An 18253-nucleotide genomic window follows, 5' to 3' on the forward strand; every position below is an offset into this window, starting at 1 on the left:
AGACAAAAATGCTTCTCTGCAAATGAATGGGGAACGGCCCTTTCCGCAGTTTCCCGGCATTGCCGGACGTAGGGAAATTTCAGCACAGGCGGGCGATATCCGCCATCAATTCCCGCACGTCTTCCTCTCGGGTAGCCCAGCTCATGCAGAAGCGCACCGTGCTGTGGGTTTTATCCTCCCGGCGCAAATAGGCAAAGCCGTATTTCCTCCCCAGCTCCTCCAGAACGGAATCAGGCATCGTGACAAACTGTTGGTTCGTTCCACTGGAAAAGGGAAGCGACAGCCCTCTGGAACGGCAAAAATCCCGCAGCATCACAGCCAGGCGGTCCGCATGGGCGCCCAGCCGGAAATAAAGGCCGTCGCGGAACAGCTCCAGGAACTGAATGCCCAGAAGCCGCCCTTTCGCAAGACGCCCGCCCTTCTGCTTGGCGATGTAACGAAAATCCTCCTTCAGGGCCTCATGCCGCAGAACCAGGGCTTCACCAAACAGAGCGCCTACCTTCGTGCCGCCGATGTAAAAAGCATCGCAAAGGGAGGCAATCGCCGGCAAATCCAGGTCATTGTCCTCATCGCACAAGCCGTAGCCGAGGCGTGCTCCGTCCATATACAAATACAGCCCCCGCCGGCGGCAAACTCCGGAAATTTCCTGAAGTTCCTTCCTGGAATAAATGGTGCCCAATTCGGTTGGCTGGGAAATATAAACCATCCGGGGCTGAGGCATATGCTCACGGGTCTCGTCATCCCAGTGGGCATGCCACGCCTCCTCAATTTGCCGGGCCGTCAGCTTCCCGTCCGGGGAAGGAATGGCGGAAACCTTGTGTCCGCAAGCCTCAACGGCTCCCGACTCGTGCACATTGATATGGCCCGTGTCCGCGCACAGCACGCATTGATGGGGGCGCAGCGCCGCCGCAATTACCGTGAAATTGGTCTGGGTCCCGCCGATAAGGAAATGGATATCCAGATCCGTTCTGCCGCACAAGCCGGCAATCAGCTTCCGGGCCTGGTCGCAATAGGGGTCCTCCCCGTAACCGGCAGTCTGCTCCATATTCGTTTCCGCCATTCTGCGGAGAATATCCGCATGGGCGCCTTCACTGTAATCACAGTTGAAAAGAATCATTGCCTTGCTGAAAAACGCGGGGACCATATCCCCCGGAACCTTTGATGTAAAGGAATATGAAAAATACACCGGAACCGGAACAGCGCTGCTGGAAACTCCAGAAAAAACGGAAAGCCGCATGCAGTTTGAGAAAATGAATGCCACGTACCTTAAAAAGGCAATAATAACCGGCTTCCCCGCCCATACACGGAAATTGTCGTTTCCCGCAGCCTAAGAAAAAGCCGTCGTGTCTTCATGCAAGACGCATCAGAACTTGGAGAACAGAAAGACATGTGCCTTTCCTTTTCGGAAGTCTCGGAATTGACAGGCACCACGCCGTCCAATCTGCGTTTTTTTGAAGAAGAAGGAATCCTGGACATCCCGAGAAACGGGGCGGGATGCCGTGTCTTCCACCGCAAGGAAATGGAAGAACTGCCGGAGCTGGTTTGCTTTAAGCATTCTGGATTGAAACTCAAGGAAATCAAACGCTTTTTTCACCTGGTTCGCCAAGGTAATTCGACATTGCGCAAACGTTACCGCATGTTGCAGGAAGGGCATCAGGCCATGAAAATGCGCATTCGGGAACTGAAATACTCCAAAATCAAAATGGAGTATATCGGCCAGTGCTGCGAGGCATATGACAAAGGCGAACCTCTGCCACAGGTGAACCCGGCATGGATGGATTCCTTCCTGAAACAAAAAATTTGAAGAAGGTGCTGACGCCTGGGCCTGCTGCCGGGAGGGGCAAATGGAGGCTACTCGCTTCGCGCAACAGCACATCCCCTTCTTCCAACAGAATGCTTTCAGAAGGAAATGTTTTTCAGACAATCCGTAAGAACGGAATCAACAAGGAATTCCGGAAGTATGGAACGCCTGACGGACGTTCTGCGGAGGCCGCCGTTGCGATTGCCGTTTATCCCGGCAAACAAATCGGGTCAATGCCCTACTTGCCTTTGCTGTTCCACGTTGTAGCGTGCTCCGGTCACGGGTATGGAGGCTACGGCGTTCTCCAGTTCCGCCCACTCCTGCGGAGAGCAGGTAAAATCAAGCGTGTGTAGGTTTTCTTCCAGATGGGACAGTTTAGTGGTGCCGGGAATGGGTACGATATAAGGAGCCTTTTGCAGCAGCCATCCCAGGGCAACCTGGGAGGAAGTCATGCCGCGCATCCTCCCAAACTGTTGCAGAATATTGACAATACGCATATTGGCTCTCATGGCCTCCGGCGTGAAACGCGGCAGGGTCTGGCGGTTGTCGTTGTTCGGGTCAAATTGCGTGTATTCATTGATGCAGCCCCCCAGGAATCCCCTGTTGAGCGGGCTGTAAGGGACAAAGCCTATACCCAGTTCACGGCAGACATCCAGAACGCCATTGTTTTCAACATCCCGGTGCATGAGATGGTATTCACTCTGAATGGCTGTCAGGGGATGGACGGCGTGGGCCTTGCGAATTGTACCGGGAGTGACTTCGCACATGCCCCAGCGCCGCACCTTGCCTTCCTTGACCAGTTCGGAGATGGTTCCCGCTACATCTTCAACGGGAACCCTGGGATCAAAGCGGTGCTGGTAGAATAATTCAATAGCGTCCACCTTCAAACGGCGCAGCGACTCGTCGCAGTAGCGCCGGATGGTTTCCGGGCGGCTGTCCTGGCGGCCCGTCCCCTTTCCGTTAATAACTTCGTGCCCGAACTTGGTAGTGACGCTGATCTTCCCCCTGAAGGGGGAAAGAGCTTCCCCAGCCAGAAGTTCATTGCTCAGGGGGCCGTAGATGATGGCCGTATCAAAAAGAGTAACTCCGCGCTCCACGGCCTCATGAAGAAGCCGGATGCACTGCTCACGCGAGGGAGACTGGCTGCGGTTGTAGGTCATTCCCATGACTCCGAAGCCAAGGGGAGAAGCTTCCAAGGCACAGGAACCCTTGCCAAGCGTCCGGCTCCGGGAGGCGGCAAAGCCGCCGTTTTCCGGAGAATCGGCACCCCCGCCCTCTGCCCGGGCAATGGCCGGAGAAATCAGCGCAGCCGTACCGAACAAGGCGGACATTTTGAGAAAGCGGCGGCGGCCGTCAGAATAGTGTTTATACATGCTCATTAAACGTTGATGGTTGAAATTTTGATATATAATCCGAGCATATGGGTTCCACCAACTGGAAGTCAACAAGGGAATACCGCAATTTATCTCAGGAAGCGCCTTGGAACAAAAAGCTGGCTCGGAAAACAAAGATGCATCAGGAACGCATCTGACACTCCGCCTGCAACGGAGGCAAATACCCGCCTTCTTCTGCACCAGCGCCGCTCGGAACGGGACGCTTTCCTTTCCCCCTCGCACAACAAATTGCTGAGTGCCGGTAAGCGGACAATTTACAAACCTTGCTTGGTGCGTTCAAAAATAATGGAATCTTCACTTTTCCCGACGGAGGATTCATCATCCGGCCCGGCTTTATCCAACTCCTCCCGGAACACCCGGAGCATCGGTCCGTGGTAAAAGCCCAGCTCCCGGCTGATTTTTTTCCGCAGATCCTCTCCTTCATAACTCCGGCCGTCATGCCGTAACAGTTTCAAACGTTGAAGCTGGAGGCGGATCAGGCTTTCTTTCACGGCATCGGAAATCTCGGGATTGTAAAAAAGAACTTCCAGGATGCCCTGCAGGCGGTCGCTTTCCCTTCGGGCCCAGGCATCTTTTCCTTCGCGTCGCAGGGCCCCAATATACCGTGCATGCAGCCGGACCATGCCGGAAATAATCTGCGGATCATTCGGCCAACGCCCGAGAAGCCTTTCGGAAAGATTCACCGTATCGGCAAGTTCCCTCTGGTTATGTTCCCGGAAATTCCTGGCATACCGGAGTTTCTTCAGCATCAGCTCTACCAGCGCCAGGCCGTATTCCGGCCGTTCCGGATGGGCGTCGGCAAGCTGGAGGAGCAGCACGGCTGCATTCGGTTCAATGCCGGGAATGCGTCTCTCCCGGAAAAGGCGGGGATTTCCGGCCAAAAGCTGTGCGTATTGAAAACGGTATTCAGGATGGTCAGGATCATCCTCCAACAATGTTTCCAACATTCCGAACGCCCGGGAACGCTCAACACTCTCCGGAGAACCGGACAAAGCCAGCAACGCGCGGATCGTTTCAAACCGATCCTCCGCCCGCTCCGACATCGCAAAGCGGTCGGCCACCTGCCGGAAAAGTTCCGTTGCCTCTTTATCTTTACCCTGTTTTTTCAAAGCCGTCGCCAACTGGTTGACGGGAAAAGCGTCTTTCCTGAATTTCATCATGTTGCGGAACGCTTCTTCCGCAAGAGCATAACTCCCGGTGCGCAGTGCGCATTCCCCGATGACGGCATTGGCCTCGCAAACCTTTGACTCCGGCAGATTTTTTCCTCTGGCGATCATCCTGTAATAGGGCAGCAAAGCTGAAAGCAGCTGCGTATTTTTCTGTGAAGGGGGCTGCTCCGCAATACGGGTGAACACTTGTGACAAAGCCGCATCGGCAACTGCGGCATTGTTTTCCGCCAGTTTCAGCGCAGACGCCGTCTGCAGATAACCGGCGCCCAACGCGACAACGAAAGCGGCCACACACAGGGCCGCAGCCAAAGACAATACGGCAACAGCCGGTTTACGTTTCATCCACAGCTGCAACCGCCTGGCCGGAGACGGGGAGGAGGCCCCGACCGGTTCATGATTCAAAAAATGCAGCAAATCTTCAGAAAGTTCGTCCATGCTTCGATAGCGCGACTCCGGGCGGAAACTGACGCACTTGTTAATAATCGCGGCCAAGTCGGGTTCGCTGCACTTCAACGGCGGAACCGGTTCCCTGCAAATCCGTTCCATCAATTCTTCAGGAGCTAGCCCCGGAAACGGCGGGGATTTTGCAACAAGCTCATAAAGCGTCACCCCAAACGCATACTGATCGCTGGAAAAGGTATTGACTCCATGCACCAGCCGCTCCGGGGACATATACCGCAGCGTTCCGCTCTGAGCTCCTTCCTTCTCAATAACTTCATTTCTCCCCTGAAGCAGAAAAGCAAGTCCAAAATCGCTGACGTGTACTTCCCCCGCTTCATCCAGCAACAGGTTCGCCGGTTTGATATCGCGGTGTAGAATGCCGCAGCGGTGGGCGTACGCAATCGCCCTGGCGGCCTGGAGGCCAATGCGGGCTATCTCATACGGATTACTGAATTCACATCCGTCCAGACTCTTGCCTTCTATCAACTCCATCGCATAATAACAACATCCCGGACGGCACGCGGCACTGAAAATTCTGACAATATTGGGATGATGAAGCCTGGCAATCACATGCGCCTCATGCTCAAACAGGCTGCGTTGGGCGGCATCCTGCAGCAGCAACGGAGACAACAGCTTGAGGGCCACTTTCCGGTTGAGGGACAATTGCAGCGCTTCAAATACCACCCCCATACCGCCGCTGCCTAGTCTCCGAATCAGCCGGTAATCGTCCCCCTCCAAATCGGGAAAATCGTGAACCGGAGGCATAATTCCCTGTTTTTTTTCAACGCTCCAATCTTCCATCTCCATCACAAGCGGAAGAAGAGCCAGCAACTCGGAAGCAAACTCCGGATGCGCCCCGGCAAAATCCTGAATATCGGGAACATTGCCGGAACGGCACTGATCCAGGAATTGTTCAACCAGATCTTCCAGAGAAATCTTCCCCTTCATGGCTGAAACTCGGTTAACTCCATCAGCTGCTTCCGAAGCCGCTGCAGCGCCCGCACATAGCGGATGCTTGCGGCTTTCGGCCCAATATGCAGGACTTCGGCACAATCCGCATTGGACATGTCGTCAAAATGGCGGAGTTCAAGAATCTGCCGATCGTTTTCGGGCAGCGCCTCGACCGCTTTCCGGAGCAATGTATAACGATCCGCCCTGACGGCACGGGTAAGAGGCCCGGTCACAGTATCTGCAAACCGGTTCCAATCCAACCGGGCAGCGGACCCCACGCTGTCATCCGTCACATTCACTTCCCTGCAGGCGTCTCTCTTGAGGCATTGCAGATGCTTCCTTTCCATAGCCGTAAGGGTCTGGAACAGAATCATCCGCAGTTTGAAATAGACAGGAATCTCCGGATTGTTTTCAAAAAAAGCCATTTTCCCGCAGGCTGCCAGCAGAGCCTCCTGAACCACATCTTCCGCCGAAACGCGCCGGGCAAGAACCGGATTCAAATTCCTCCGGGCCAGGGCAAGAAGCCTTCCCCGGTATTCAAGGAAATGGCTTCCCCAGACATCCGGGCATGCTGTTTCTGCTTGCGTCATTGTACCGTGTCTTTTTTATCCTTTCTCATTTTCCGGGCAGATAGACATATCCCGCCGCACTCCTTCCTATCCGGCCGATTCCGGGATACGGCAGGTGCATTCCGGCGACCGGCTTCGGGGAAGAAGCCGCAAACTCATAAAAGCGCCGCCGGGCCTGAACCGCTCCGGACGGATTCATATCGTAAATCGTGCAAACCTCCGGACGCGGAATCTGGAGCGCGGCAGCATGAAGCAAATCTCCGACAATCAGCAGGGAATCAGTCTCAAAAACGGTATGCCCGGGTGTATGCCCGGAAGCGTCAAGAGCCTTGATGCCGGGCAGAACTTCTTCTCCAAACCGGAATGTTCTCACCCGGCTGCCGTAAGCATGCAACACCTTCCGGACCTGTTTTCCCTGTGGTCCGGCCGTACCATTTTGCCAAAATTCCCATTCCGGCATGGAAACATAGACGAGGGCTCTGGAAAAAACGGCTTCGCCATGTTTCCCAAGCAATCCTCCGATGTGGTCGCCGTGCATATGGGTGAGCAAAATGAAATCGACGCTCTCCGGAAAAACGCCGCTCTGTTCAAGTTTACGGAGCATCCCGCCCCGTTTTCCTCCGTTCCCTGCGTCCACCAGAATGATTTTTCCGTCGCCGCGTTTCAACAGGAAAACATTCACGGAAGAAGGAACCCTCCCGCCTCCGGTTAAGCGGAGGAACTCCTCTTCCGGCATACCCGGGAATAATTCGAACCGCATCGCTGAAAGAGCATCCTGAACAGCAATCACCTCAAAATTTCCAAACTGGAATGAACGATTTTCCGTCTCAGCCGCGATCACGATGCCGGAAATCATGGCGGCTCCGCACAACAACCATTTTACCATAAAACGCCTTTCTTCTCAATATGTTGACTTTTTAAGACATGATGGGCAATGTATCAAAGCTGTACGGAAGTCAGATATGTTTCCGCACTACAGGTGATAAAACATCCTTATTGATGGGAAAACGCTGCCGGGCTGCAGGCCCGGCAGCAGATAAGATGGCGGCGACTATTTTTTACCGCCGTTTATCCTGCCTTTTTTCAGGCCGTGTTTCAAACCTTTCTTGAGGCCGTGTTTCAGGCCGTACTTCAACGCCTTCGGTTTCTTTTTCAGTATTTGAACAGAAAAGGAGGTTGTTGTTGATTCCGCCGCGTTGGCAGTAACCGTACCGGGAGCCAGACCGAATATTCCAATAATTGCAGGAATGATGAGCTTGTTCATGATAATCAATGAGGGTTGATATTTTTTCTGAAACGGTATCGTTTCACTTTTCAAGAATGCAGTTCCCTAGGGAAATCTACCAATTCGGCCGGAATTTCCATCAGGTCTGCCAGCCAGATTCTATTGCCTGTAAGAAACTGAAACGCATGGAATCCCCCTCAACCTTCGCGGACGACCCGGAAACCGACATCACTGAAAGCGAAAGAAGATTCCCTTCCTTCTCCTTTCCGCTCAGTCCTGCAGCTCGTCCGCGGCGAACGCCAGGAACCTCCCTTCACCGCCATGACCGTTTTACCGTGTGCCGCGGCCTTGGAAACTTCAACTGGAGAAGAAGTCCATTCCCAGCAATTGCCCCACATATCAATCGCTCCGCAGGCGCCGGATGTCGCGGCATGGGCGTCCACGGGAGATGTCCCGTTTCTCTCGCCGCAATTAAAATCCGCATCCTTGGGCATATGCCCGGCGGCAAACTCCCACTCCTCTTCAGTCGGCAGGCGGTAAACGGCTTTCCTATCCTGGAGCGACAACCATCGGCAATAGGCAGAAGCGTCGTCATAGGAAACATTCACCACGGGATGCCTCCTTTTGCCGGCAGGCATGGCGCCATTATCCCAATCCTTAGGAGCCTTCCTTCCCGTTGCCTTCAGGAATTTGGCATAATCCTCGTTGGTAACCGGAGTATATGCAATTGATACATTCCAGGAAGCTCCGAGCACCGGCAAATACCCGCCATCTGCATTGCGGGCACCTGGTCTGAATCGCGGATCACTGAAACGCCGCATGCTTTGGTCGATGCGCGCTTCCCTGTTTTGAACCATTTCATCCACGATCTCCTGCATTTCCTGTATCTTGGACGCATGCCGGGCCGTTCGTTTCAATTCTTCAAGCTTCGCCTTTTTTCGGTCAAGGACCTTGTCGTAATTAATCCCGACCTGTTTCCTCAAAGCCGACCGATTAGCCTCGGACGGGTCCCGGCGGTAGGAAGCAATCAAGCGTTTCGTTTCTTCATTCAACTCCGTCCTCTCTTTTTCGATAGTAGTGCTGAATCGGTACAGTTTGGCCCCCTCGGTGCGGGCTGCGAATCCCGCACTGACCGTTGCGGCTGCACATACGGCTATAATGACTTTTTGCAAATTGATGCTCATAACTGTTCCTTTTGTTTATGATAACCGCCGCCCCTCCATGGAAGACGGAACGTTATCGTTTCACTTTTAAGAATGCTGCTCCTCCGGGAATTCTACATTCTTTTTCAACAAAGGTGCTGCCGGAGATGCGGCGGACCGGAACATTGGACTGTTTTTCAAACAACCAGACGGGAAAAAATAGAAGGGGGCGCCCCGCTCGGGAATGGTAACGGAAAACGCCCCCGGGGAGTCTATAACGGAAACTGTCGGCAACAATCCGTTCCGCTCAGGGAAGACAAGAATGATAATCTCATCGCCTGCTTCCTGTGAAAAGAGCCGGCTCCGACCTTATTTTCAAATTCACCGCGGCCTTTTATGCGATGATGATTAAATCTATCTTCATCTCCGACAAGACACGAAGAAATTGTTTATATCCCAGTATCTTGAACATGGCCCCGGGCATCTTAAATGCGGGATGCCCCATGCAAATAGCCGTAATATGATATTCCTTGCACGCAGCGATGATGGCCTGGGGTATATCTTCCGCACTCACCTGCTTCACCGTCCCTCCCAGTTCGGCCACCAGCTTGAAATGATTAAGTAAATGGCGCTGGGACGCCAGATTGATACGGTCGGGGGACTCCCTTGGCGTCTGGACATAAAGGGCGATAAACGACGTACTGTAACGTGAGGAAATCCGGTATGCTTTTCGGATGATGCGTCGGGGCGTCTGTTCATTACTGCTGATGCAGGCCAGAATCTTTTCCCTTCTGGCGGAAGAAACTGCCGGGAGAACTTCCGTTTCCACTTTTTTCTCCACGCGGAAAGCAACTTCCTTCAATGCCAGTTCACGCAACTGAAGAATATTTTCCGTTTTGAAAAAATTATTCAGCGCAATCTGGATTTTTTCAGGCCGGTAAATCTTGCCGGCCTTGAGGCGGCCGATCAGTTCCTCGGATGTCAGGTCGATATTCACCACTTCGTCCGCCTCCTGCAAAATCCTGTCGGGAACCCGTTCCTTCATCCCAATCCCTGTAATCTCCTTCACTTCGCCGCTCAGGCTTTCAATGTGCTGGATATTGATCGCGGAAATCACATTAATATTGGCGTCAAGCAGCTCCATCACGTCTTCCCATCTCTTGCGGTGGCGACTCCCTTCCACATTGGTATGAGCCAGTTCGTCAACAATAACCAACTCGGGGCGGGCTTGAAGAATCGCGTCCAGGTCCATTTCTTCAAGCTCCCTTCCTTTGTAAAAAACCACTTTACGAGGGATGACGGGCACCCCCCGGAGCATGGCTTCAGTCCCTGCTCGCCCGTGGGTTTCAACGTAACCAATTCTGACATCAATGCCATTGTTCAGCAATTCATGGGCTTCCTGCAGCATGCGGTACGTCTTGCCTACTCCGGCCATCATACCGATGTAAATCTTGAACTTTCCCCTCCGCGAACGCCGTATCAGGTCAAGAAAATGCTCCGATCCGTTACTTTCGTCAGTCATATTACATTCACCCGGCTTTTGCGGTTAAAACATTTTGTTGATTTCACAGAACCCTTTAAAGATGTAAATCAATTGCGGGCGTTCCCATGACGTGAAGCCCGCAATCGATTTCATTTTTTCAGGGCGGCAATTCATACCTGAACCGGCATTGCCATTGCCGCCCTAAATAATGCGGAAATTAATGCCTCACGGAAGAGTCAGCCTTCTCAAGAGCAATATTCAACTTGAGTACATTGACCTTTTCCGTGCCAAACATGCCCAGCAGCGGTTTTTCCACGGCCTGATCGACAAGGGACCTCACTGCACCCTCTTCCATACCACGTGCTTTGGCAACACGCTTCACCTGCACATAGGCGCTCTCCGGAGTAATATGCGGATCCAGACCGGAAGCGCTGGCCGTAACCATTTCGGAAGGGACATCATTCCGTTCCAAATAAGGATGCTTCTCCAAAAACGAATCTATCCGCGTATTCACGTCGGCCAGGTATTCTTCATTGGTCGGCCCTTTATTACTGCCGGATGAACTGGATGCGTCATAACCGTCACCCGCATGGGACGGACGGCCCCAGAAATAAACATCCTTCGTGAATTGCTGCCCAACATTGGCGGCGCCTACCACGCGCCCGTTCAAAACCAGGGTTTCCGCATTTCCTCCGCCAGGACCGACAATCAATCCGAATATCCACAGCACCAGGATGTAGCATATGGAGAAAAAGACGCAAAAGACAAGTGTAAGACGCAATGATTTCACTAAATTTCTCATAACAATATATTTATTTCAGTTAAAAAAACAGGCCGACGACCATATCAATCAGTTTGATTCCGATGAAGGGGGCAATCAAACCACCCACGCCGTAAATCAGAATGTTGCGAAGCAGCAGCGCGCTTGCCCCTATGGGTTTGTACGCCACGCCCCTCAAAGCCAGAGGAATCAGAATGGGAATAATGATTGCATTGAAAATAATCGCAGACAGGATGGCACTTTCCGGACTATGCAGATGCATAATATTCAGCGCAGCAAGTTCAGGAATCGCAATCATGAACAGCGCAGGCACAATCGCGAAATATTTGGCGACGTCATTGGCAATGGAAAACGTCGTCAACGTGCCGCGCGTCATCAGTAGCTGCTTTCCTATTTCCACAACCTCAATCAATTTGGTGGGGTCATTATCAAGGTCAACCATATTGCCGGCTTCCTTGGCGGCCTGGGTTCCGCTGTTCATGGCCACACCGACATCAGCCTGCGCCAAAGCCGGGGCGTCATTCGTCCCGTCTCCCATCATGGCAACCAGTTTGCCGGAAGCTTGCTCCTTCCTGATATAATTCATTTTATCCTCAGGCTTGGCTTCCGCAATGAAATCATCAACACCGGCTTTTTCTGCGATATACCTGGCTGTACTCGGATTATCCCCCGTCACCATTACCGTCTTCACCCCCATCTTGCGCAGGCGTTCGAAGCGTTCTTCTATGCCCGGCTTGATAATATCCTGCAATTCAATAACGCCAACAACCTTTCTGTTGATGCAGACGACAAGAGGAGTACCCCCGTTGCCCGCCACTTTATCAATAATTTCCTCAGCTTCTTTGGGGAACGGATTTCCCGCTTCCTCGGTCATCTTGCGGATGGTGTCAAAAGCCCCCTTCCGGATTTCGGTTCCATCGCTCAAATTAATGCCCGAACACTTCGTCTCCGCCGTGAACTGGATCATGCGAGCCCCTTCCGTATGAAGGTTGCGCATATGGACTCCATATTCATGCCCAAGCTCAATAATTGATTTCCCTTCCGGTGTATCGTCTGAAACAGAAGACATCAGACAGGCTTCAACAAAAGCCTGCTTGTCAAAACCCTGAACAGGGAAAAACCCTGTCGCTTTCCGATTGCCAATAGTAATCGTACCCGTTTTATCAAGCAGGAGAGTACTGATGTCCCCGGCTGTTTCCACAGCTTTCCCGGACTTTGTAATCACATTGGCCCTCAAGGCTCTGTTCATTCCGGCAATGCCGATCGCCGAAAGCAATCCTCCGATTGTCGTAGGAATAAGACATACGAACAGGGAAATCAGGGCGGCAATGCTGATTTCCGTTCCGGAATAGTCCGCTATCGGCTTCAAGGTAATGCAGACGACGAGGAAAACCAGAGTAAAGACAGCCAATAAAATGGTTAGCGCTATCTCGTTAGGAGTTTTCTGCCGGGAAGCGCCTTCAACCAGGGCAATCATTTTATCAAGGAAACTTTCCCCAGGACGCGCGGTGACAAGCACCTTAATACGGTCTGACAGCACTTTGGTTCCCCCCGTCACGGAACTCTTGTCCCCGCCGGACTCACGGATAACCGGAGCGGATTCCCCCGTAATAGCGCTTTCATCAATGGACGCCAACCCTTCGACGACCTCCCCGTCGGCGGGAATAATATCTCCCGCGACACATTCGAAATAGTCCCCTTTTTTCAACTGGGAACTATTGATGACGGTAACCGTTCCATCGACGATCAACTTGGCCGGCGTCTCCTCCCGCGTCTTGCGAAGGCTATCAGCCTGCGCCTTTCCTCGGGTCTCGGCAATCGCCTCGGCAAAATTGGCAAACAGAAGGGTAAGGAATAAAATGACGAAAACAAGGAAATTATAAAGGAAAGCCCCTTGCCCGTCACTGAAGAGGGAATAAACGGTTACCAGAAGCATGATCATCGTGGCGATTTCCACGGTAAACATGATCGGGTTCCTCCTCATCATTCCCGGATGAAGCTTGATCAATGACTGCTTCAAGCTTTCCCGTACCTGCTCCCTTTCGAACAGGGAAGTATTATTGGAATTTTTCATATCGTAGATTTCTTGTTTCAATTCCAGAAAATGGAATAGAAATATATAAATATATTATCGGTAATCAACGTGTTCTGACCTGTATTTACAAACTCAAATGTTCGGCAATGGTGCTCAAGGCATGGACAGGGAAGAAGGACAAAGCCGCAACGATGAAAATCACGGCAAAAGTCACAGCGCTGAATGTCACGGAATCTGTCTTCAACGTTCCGGACGTCTCGGGAATATACTTCTTGCCCGCCAGAAGCCCGGCAATGGCAACCTGTCCTACGATCGGGATGAAACGGCTCAAAATGAGGACAATACCGCAAGAGTAATTCCAGAACCAGGTATTATCGGACAGTCCCTCGAACCCGGAACCGTTATTGGCGGCGCTTGAAGTATATTCGTAAAGGAATTCACTCAGTCCATGAAAGCCGGGATTATTGACCCACCCGCCTTCGCCTTCCACAAACGATGGCGCGTAAACAAACAGGTAACAAGCCAGAGCCGTACCGACGAGAATCACAAACGGGTGGAGCAACGCCACGATGGAAGCGATCTTCATCTCACGGGCTTCTACTTTCTTGCACAGGAATTCGGGAGTTCTTCCAACCAAAAGACCGCTGATGAATACAGCAATGATTATAAAGGCGAAATAATTCATCCACCCTACCCCGACGCCGCCAAACCACGTATTAATCTGCATGTTCAGCATCTGAATCATGCCTGAAAGAGGCATGGTGGAATCATGCATCCCGTTGACGGACCCATTTGATGTAACTGTCGTAACGACGCTCCACAAAGCCGTAGCCGCGGACCCGAGCCGGATTTCTTTCCCTTCCATGGCTCCGCTTTCCTGAACAATACCCATTTCTTCAATGCGGGGATTTCCGTTCATCTCCTGGTACACGTTAACGCAGACGCCAATTAAAAAGGCAAACAGCATTACGCCGTAAATACTGTATCCCAGTTTCTTGCGATTTAGATAAAAACCAAAGGCCAGAACCATCGCCATCGGAATAATCAGGATGGACCAGCATTCAACCATGTTGGAGAGGTAGGTCGGATTTTCCAGCGGATGGGATGAATTAACGCCAAAATAACCCCCACCATTAGTTCCCAACTGTTTAATGGGTACGACAGCCGCAGTAGGGCCCTGGGAAATGGTTTGTTCCACCCCTTCAAGAGTCGTCACTTCCATTTTTCCGTCAAACCCCATTGGCGTACCCTGCGTAATCAGGATGCACCCAACTACCAGAGAAAGAGGCAGCAAAATACGGGTAGAACTCAACACGAGGTAATCCCAGAAGTTGCCAATCGTTTTGGTTGTCTTCTTGCTGAGGGCATTCATGATCCCTGCCATTGCGGCCATGCCGGTAGCTGCCGTAATGAATTGGAACAGCATAATCACGAACAACTGTGTAAAATAGGTTAAACCGCTCTCCCCGCTGTAATGCTGGAGGTTGCAATTCACCATGAATGAAATACATGTATTGAACGCCTGGTGACACGTTTGCCCAATATTGCCGTCCGGATTGAGGGGCAGATACCCTTGGCTGACCAGAAGAACCATCCCCCATACGAACCAGAACAGATTTACGGTCAGCAAAGCCCGCAAAAACTGCTTCCAGTTCATTTCTTCCTCCGGATTAATCCCGGACAGGCGGAACATCAGCCTTTCAACAGGCCTCATGAAATCAAGCCATGTTTTCTCCTTCTTGTAAACCTTGGCAATATATTTCCCCAGAGGATAGCTCAAAGCCACCATAAGAACGATTTGCGCAATAATACCTAAAATTTCTGTTTTCATCATCTTGCTGGTTAAAATTTTTCCGGTTTGATCAAGACATACATCAAATAACCGAACACAATTAAGCTAATCACAAATAATAGTGTATACATAGACAGGCGCAGTTTTAGATTTTTTCAAACCAGTCGACGCATTTGAAAAAGAGCCAAAAACAGAATATTCCGCTCAATAGACAAAAGATAAAACCCAACAATGATTCCATCATGATATTTTATGAAATTTAAATTCAAACCATTCCAACATATATGGAAACAAAAATATTATCTTATGCCGTTTTTCTTTTTCATTTGAAAAAATTTCACGGAAAAACCGCTATGGCAGATACGGAGTCCCGGAACGGACCGGCGATGTTTAATATAATGTAAAAACATTGCCTCAATATATCCGGAAATCCCATTCTGGGTAGTTAACTTCCTCCTTCTTCTTGTTAAGAAAAAATTAATTCTTCCGGCTGCGCTCCCGCCTTCCGTTCTTCCCGGAAGGCGGATAGCGGCAAGTCTTTCTAAACCTGTCTACACAAAAACTGCACCCGGAACATACCGGATGCAGCTTGAATTCCATACAGAATTCCAAAAGGCTTCCTCAACAAAATTTACAGAACTCACTCTGCATGAATACCTATCTCTTTCCAATCCCCGTTGGCAGATTTCCAACAGGAATGAGGCTGTTCCAAAGATATCAAACGAATTGATACCGATGAGCACTGTGATAGACCAGCCCCAGTTCGCCATCCATGTATTCGTTCGAGAAGCGGAACCCGTTTTCTTCCCCCATATTGCCTCCCGACGTGATCAGACCGCCATACGGCTGGTATTCGTACAGAATACGGCGACCATATACGCTTCCCCGAAGAGGGAGGTAACGTTTTTCATCGTCTCGTGCACGCAGTAGAGATGCTCTTTCTCCTACATCCCGTTCGCTTCCCGGCGCGTCATGGACAGGATGCGCACAGCCTCCAGTTCCGAAGGGTCCCAGATGTAACTGCGCACGAATCCGGCATTTCCTCGGTCAATCCGCACTCTGCTATATGCAAATACCCTTGATGAAAAACTGTTAAAAACGATCCTTTTGGCTAATTGTTTTTTACTCTATTTAAATAATCCCTTCAACATTTTATATATAAAGGAAAAAAACGTGTGGACAAAAAGAGGAATGCATCCATAATCCAATAATAAGGGAATAGATTCGTATTCTTCCATATCTATTCCAGGAAGATTCATAGCTAAAACAATTGCTCCACCGCCCAATAGAGGAATACAAGATGAATTTTTGGATTTTATTACACAGTTAAAAACTATTATCCAATTATATAAGCTGATAATAACTCCAAAAACAACTAATATCCAGAAAAAAATTATATTAATCACCATCTTTTATCCGTTTCAACTGAGATTTATAACTTTTTTGCTTGCCGGGAATGATCAATTTTATTGTTCAGCAGCTCCTTTTTTCTTTCCAGTCACTCGTCAGAATTTTTAGAAAACAAATAGTGAAATCAAAAATCCATGCTTAACAGAGGACCAAATAAAACATTCTCTAAAATTGCCAAAGCAATTAATACCGCCACGGTAGCACGAATATAATCTTTTGTCTTCCAATAGCGTATTGCTGAAATAATCATCCACACTGGACATACAAAAAAGAGAAATATGAACAATGCTCCAAGTAAAACTCTAATGATATTTTCCCAAGGTTCTCTAGGATAATTATTAGGAAGCATCCACATCAAGGCACACATAGTCACTACTCCTACTATCCAATAGTAGAATGGGGACCAAGATCCTGTATCTTTTATTTTAGTATTCTCATTGTCCATAATTATTTCTGTTATTGAAAATTTAAACTATCTGGAGAACCTGCGGAGAAATAACAATTAATGATTTAATATATTTAGCTGTCTTGTATATTTCGTTGAAATGAAATTTCTTTTTGCTATCAAAGTATTTTATAATAAATTTCATTCATTATTCAGAATAAATTTTCTTCATCAACTCCTGATTTATCAATAAATTTGCGGTTCAGTTGAGAAAATTTGCAAACTCAGCCCATATCCTGTACTATTCTTCCCTGCTTCAGACCAAAGTTTGTTGCCTGTCAGCCCCTCTATAGAACTAAAGGCAGCGTCCATCATTCTTTCTGATAGAGGAATCGCCTATCATATCCAATATTTTCTTCCCATAGGCGAATCGATCGAGATTCCTCTTTATAATCATTTCTTTAATTATACTGCAAAAAGGTATTTCGTCTACGTCCTCACCCATAAAAAACCATAAAAAATCCCATCCTTTCTTATCATCAGGATAATGTTCTATATAATTTTCCGCTACCAATTCAAAAAGATTCGCTCTGCTCAAAATAACTTCTCCGTCTTCATTGTTTTGAAGAAGGGATAAAATATCTTCATCCTTACTCGACGAACGGATATAGGGAACAGTCATCCTGTTAAAATAACTATCGGAACTCCAGTGATCCATAGACAAACCTTCCTGGCCCCGTCCGCTGCGGATCAGTTCAAATTCTTTCCTGGTCATTTGTTCCCAATTTGCAGAATGAACGATATAGCCCGCCAACTGCTGCCTCTGCTGTTGTGACAAGTCCCTTATCTTTTCTCTTGACTGGGGAGATTCCGGATTGAGAGGATCTGCTACGCGTACAAATACCGGTTTCAGGGGATGTGCCGCCGTAGTCATCCCCTGGCGACAGGATGGAAACAATACAGCCGGAAACAAGAAAAAGTATAATATTTTGCTAAAAATCATATTCTTTATATATGGAAACATGGACATCAAGTTCCTGCTTGAGCATTTCAATATTGCTGCTATTTCGTCAAGGATTTTCTCAAAACTATTGGCAGATTCATAGCTTTTTTACAATGGTTAATATCTTTGACAGGAAGCATAGCTTTATAAAAATCAAAAAAATCAATATTAAAACAAAGCAATCATCATTTATGTAAAAAAGTTCCTTCCGATAAACAGAAGGAGCTTTTATAAAATTAAACAGTTTTCATGTATTAATTAAATAAAATGAAAAATATTAGATTTTATTTAATTTGTTCTATATCCTGTTTATACCACAAGCTGTCTTGCCATTCACATATTAGTTTCCACAGTCTTTCTCTATCCGTATAGGAAAAATCAGTATCATAATCATAAAGAATTATTACGGTCAGGGTACATTCTTTTCCACAGTATGTGGCATAGACATGATGATCGGGAAACTGATCAGCGAGTGTTTGATTAAATTTAGACAATTCCTCAATCTCTACATTTCCTATTATTAAAGGAGGATCATAGCTAAAGACATATGTATTGTCGATCTCTCCTAGAAGAGGAGATTTCTTATAATATTTATCAAAAAACAGAAAAGAAGCAAATACTGAAACAACAACAATACTACAGTATATAATATATTTTTTCATTATATCATTT

At 49.1% G+C, this 18253-nt stretch carries 17 protein-coding genes; 2 read left to right on the forward strand and 15 right to left on the reverse strand.

Annotation, left to right across the window (positions count from 1 at the left end; all coding sequences use genetic code 11):
* Nucleotides 1–79 precede the first annotated feature (79 nt).
* Nucleotides 80–1117 carry a threonine aldolase family protein gene (locus WW58_RS10655; RefSeq protein ID WP_046437533.1) on the reverse strand — a complete coding sequence of 346 codons (1038 nt, stop codon included), beginning with the start codon at nucleotides 1115–1117 and terminating at the stop codon, nucleotides 80–82.
* Nucleotides 1118–1351: 234 nt separating this feature from the next.
* On the opposite strand from WW58_RS10655, the gene WW58_RS10665 reads away from it, so the two are divergent.
* Nucleotides 1352–1804 carry a MerR family transcriptional regulator gene (locus tag WW58_RS10665; RefSeq protein ID WP_046437537.1) on the forward strand — a complete coding sequence of 151 codons (453 nt, stop codon included), beginning with the start codon at nucleotides 1352–1354 and terminating at the stop codon, nucleotides 1802–1804.
* Between the two features lie 227 nt (nucleotides 1805–2031).
* On the opposite strand, the gene WW58_RS10670 is transcribed toward WW58_RS10665, so the two are convergent.
* The 11 genes from WW58_RS10670 to kdpF form a co-directional block, all read right to left on the reverse strand.
* Nucleotides 2032–3174 (reverse strand): aldo/keto reductase, encoded by a 1143-nt coding sequence (locus WW58_RS10670; protein WP_237970229.1) that lies wholly within the window; start codon nucleotides 3172–3174, stop codon nucleotides 2032–2034.
* A gap of 275 nt (nucleotides 3175–3449) precedes the next feature.
* The gene (locus WW58_RS10675; protein ID WP_046437541.1) at nucleotides 3450–5753 is read right to left on the reverse strand and encodes a serine/threonine-protein kinase; all 2304 of its coding nucleotides are present in this window, start codon (nucleotides 5751–5753) and stop codon (nucleotides 3450–3452) included.
* Entirely contained in the window at nucleotides 5750–6346 is a 597-nt protein-coding gene (locus WW58_RS10680) for an RNA polymerase sigma factor (protein WP_046437545.1), read from the reverse strand. The genes WW58_RS10675 and WW58_RS10680 overlap by 4 nt, the downstream gene beginning before the upstream one ends.
* 25 nt (nucleotides 6347–6371) lie before the next feature.
* On the reverse strand, nucleotides 6372–7007 hold the full coding sequence (locus WW58_RS10685; protein WP_157759289.1) for an MBL fold metallo-hydrolase: 636 nt from the start codon (nucleotides 7005–7007) through the stop codon (nucleotides 6372–6374).
* 369 nt (nucleotides 7008–7376) lie between these two features.
* Nucleotides 7377–7589: a hypothetical protein gene (locus WW58_RS10690; RefSeq protein WP_102741855.1), complete on the reverse strand. Its 213-nt coding sequence runs from the start codon at nucleotides 7587–7589 to the stop codon at nucleotides 7377–7379.
* A gap of 158 nt (nucleotides 7590–7747) precedes the next feature.
* Nucleotides 7748–8734 carry a formylglycine-generating enzyme family protein gene (locus WW58_RS10695; protein WP_215833389.1) on the reverse strand — a complete coding sequence of 329 codons (987 nt, stop codon included), beginning with the start codon at nucleotides 8732–8734 and terminating at the stop codon, nucleotides 7748–7750.
* 352 nt (nucleotides 8735–9086) lie between these two features.
* Nucleotides 9087–10214, reverse strand: coding sequence for a histidine kinase (locus WW58_RS10705; protein ID WP_046437549.1), 1128 nt, complete (start codon nucleotides 10212–10214; stop codon nucleotides 9087–9089).
* A 178-nt stretch (nucleotides 10215–10392) separates the two neighbouring features.
* Entirely contained in the window at nucleotides 10393–10977 is a 585-nt protein-coding gene (locus WW58_RS10710; protein ID WP_046437550.1) for a K(+)-transporting ATPase subunit C, read from the reverse strand.
* 19 nt (nucleotides 10978–10996) lie between these two features.
* Nucleotides 10997–13030 carry a potassium-transporting ATPase subunit KdpB gene (gene kdpB / locus WW58_RS10715; protein ID WP_046437552.1) on the reverse strand — a complete coding sequence of 678 codons (2034 nt, stop codon included), beginning with the start codon at nucleotides 13028–13030 and terminating at the stop codon, nucleotides 10997–10999.
* Nucleotides 13031–13115: 85 nt separating this feature from the next.
* Entirely contained in the window at nucleotides 13116–14822 is a 1707-nt protein-coding gene (kdpA, locus tag WW58_RS10720) for a potassium-transporting ATPase subunit KdpA (RefSeq protein WP_046437594.1), read from the reverse strand.
* Between the two features lie 11 nt (nucleotides 14823–14833).
* Nucleotides 14834–14914: a K(+)-transporting ATPase subunit F gene (gene kdpF, locus WW58_RS13830; RefSeq protein WP_081429137.1), complete on the reverse strand. Its 81-nt coding sequence runs from the start codon at nucleotides 14912–14914 to the stop codon at nucleotides 14834–14836.
* 604 nt (nucleotides 14915–15518) lie between these two features.
* Here kdpF and WW58_RS13555 point away from each other — a divergent pair.
* Entirely contained in the window at nucleotides 15519–15713 is a 195-nt protein-coding gene (locus WW58_RS13555) for a hypothetical protein (RefSeq protein WP_182916676.1), read from the forward strand.
* A gap of 604 nt (nucleotides 15714–16317) precedes the next feature.
* On the opposite strand, the gene WW58_RS13560 is transcribed toward WW58_RS13555, so the two are convergent.
* The 3 genes from WW58_RS13560 to WW58_RS10740 all read right to left on the reverse strand — a co-directional run.
* Nucleotides 16318–16638, reverse strand: coding sequence for a hypothetical protein (locus tag WW58_RS13560; protein ID WP_146018624.1), 321 nt, complete (start codon nucleotides 16636–16638; stop codon nucleotides 16318–16320).
* 295 nt (nucleotides 16639–16933) lie between these two features.
* Nucleotides 16934–17602, reverse strand: coding sequence for a hypothetical protein (locus tag WW58_RS10735; protein WP_180975829.1), 669 nt, complete (start codon nucleotides 17600–17602; stop codon nucleotides 16934–16936).
* Between the two features lie 263 nt (nucleotides 17603–17865).
* Nucleotides 17866–18253, reverse strand: a 388-nt coding sequence (locus WW58_RS10740; protein ID WP_288143452.1) for a hypothetical protein, incomplete at its 5' end; no start/stop codon positions are given.

The sequence above is a fragment of the Akkermansia sp. UNK.MGS-1 genome (assembly GCF_000980515.1).
Lineage (GTDB): Bacteria > Verrucomicrobiota > Verrucomicrobiia > Verrucomicrobiales > Akkermansiaceae > Akkermansia > Akkermansia muciniphila.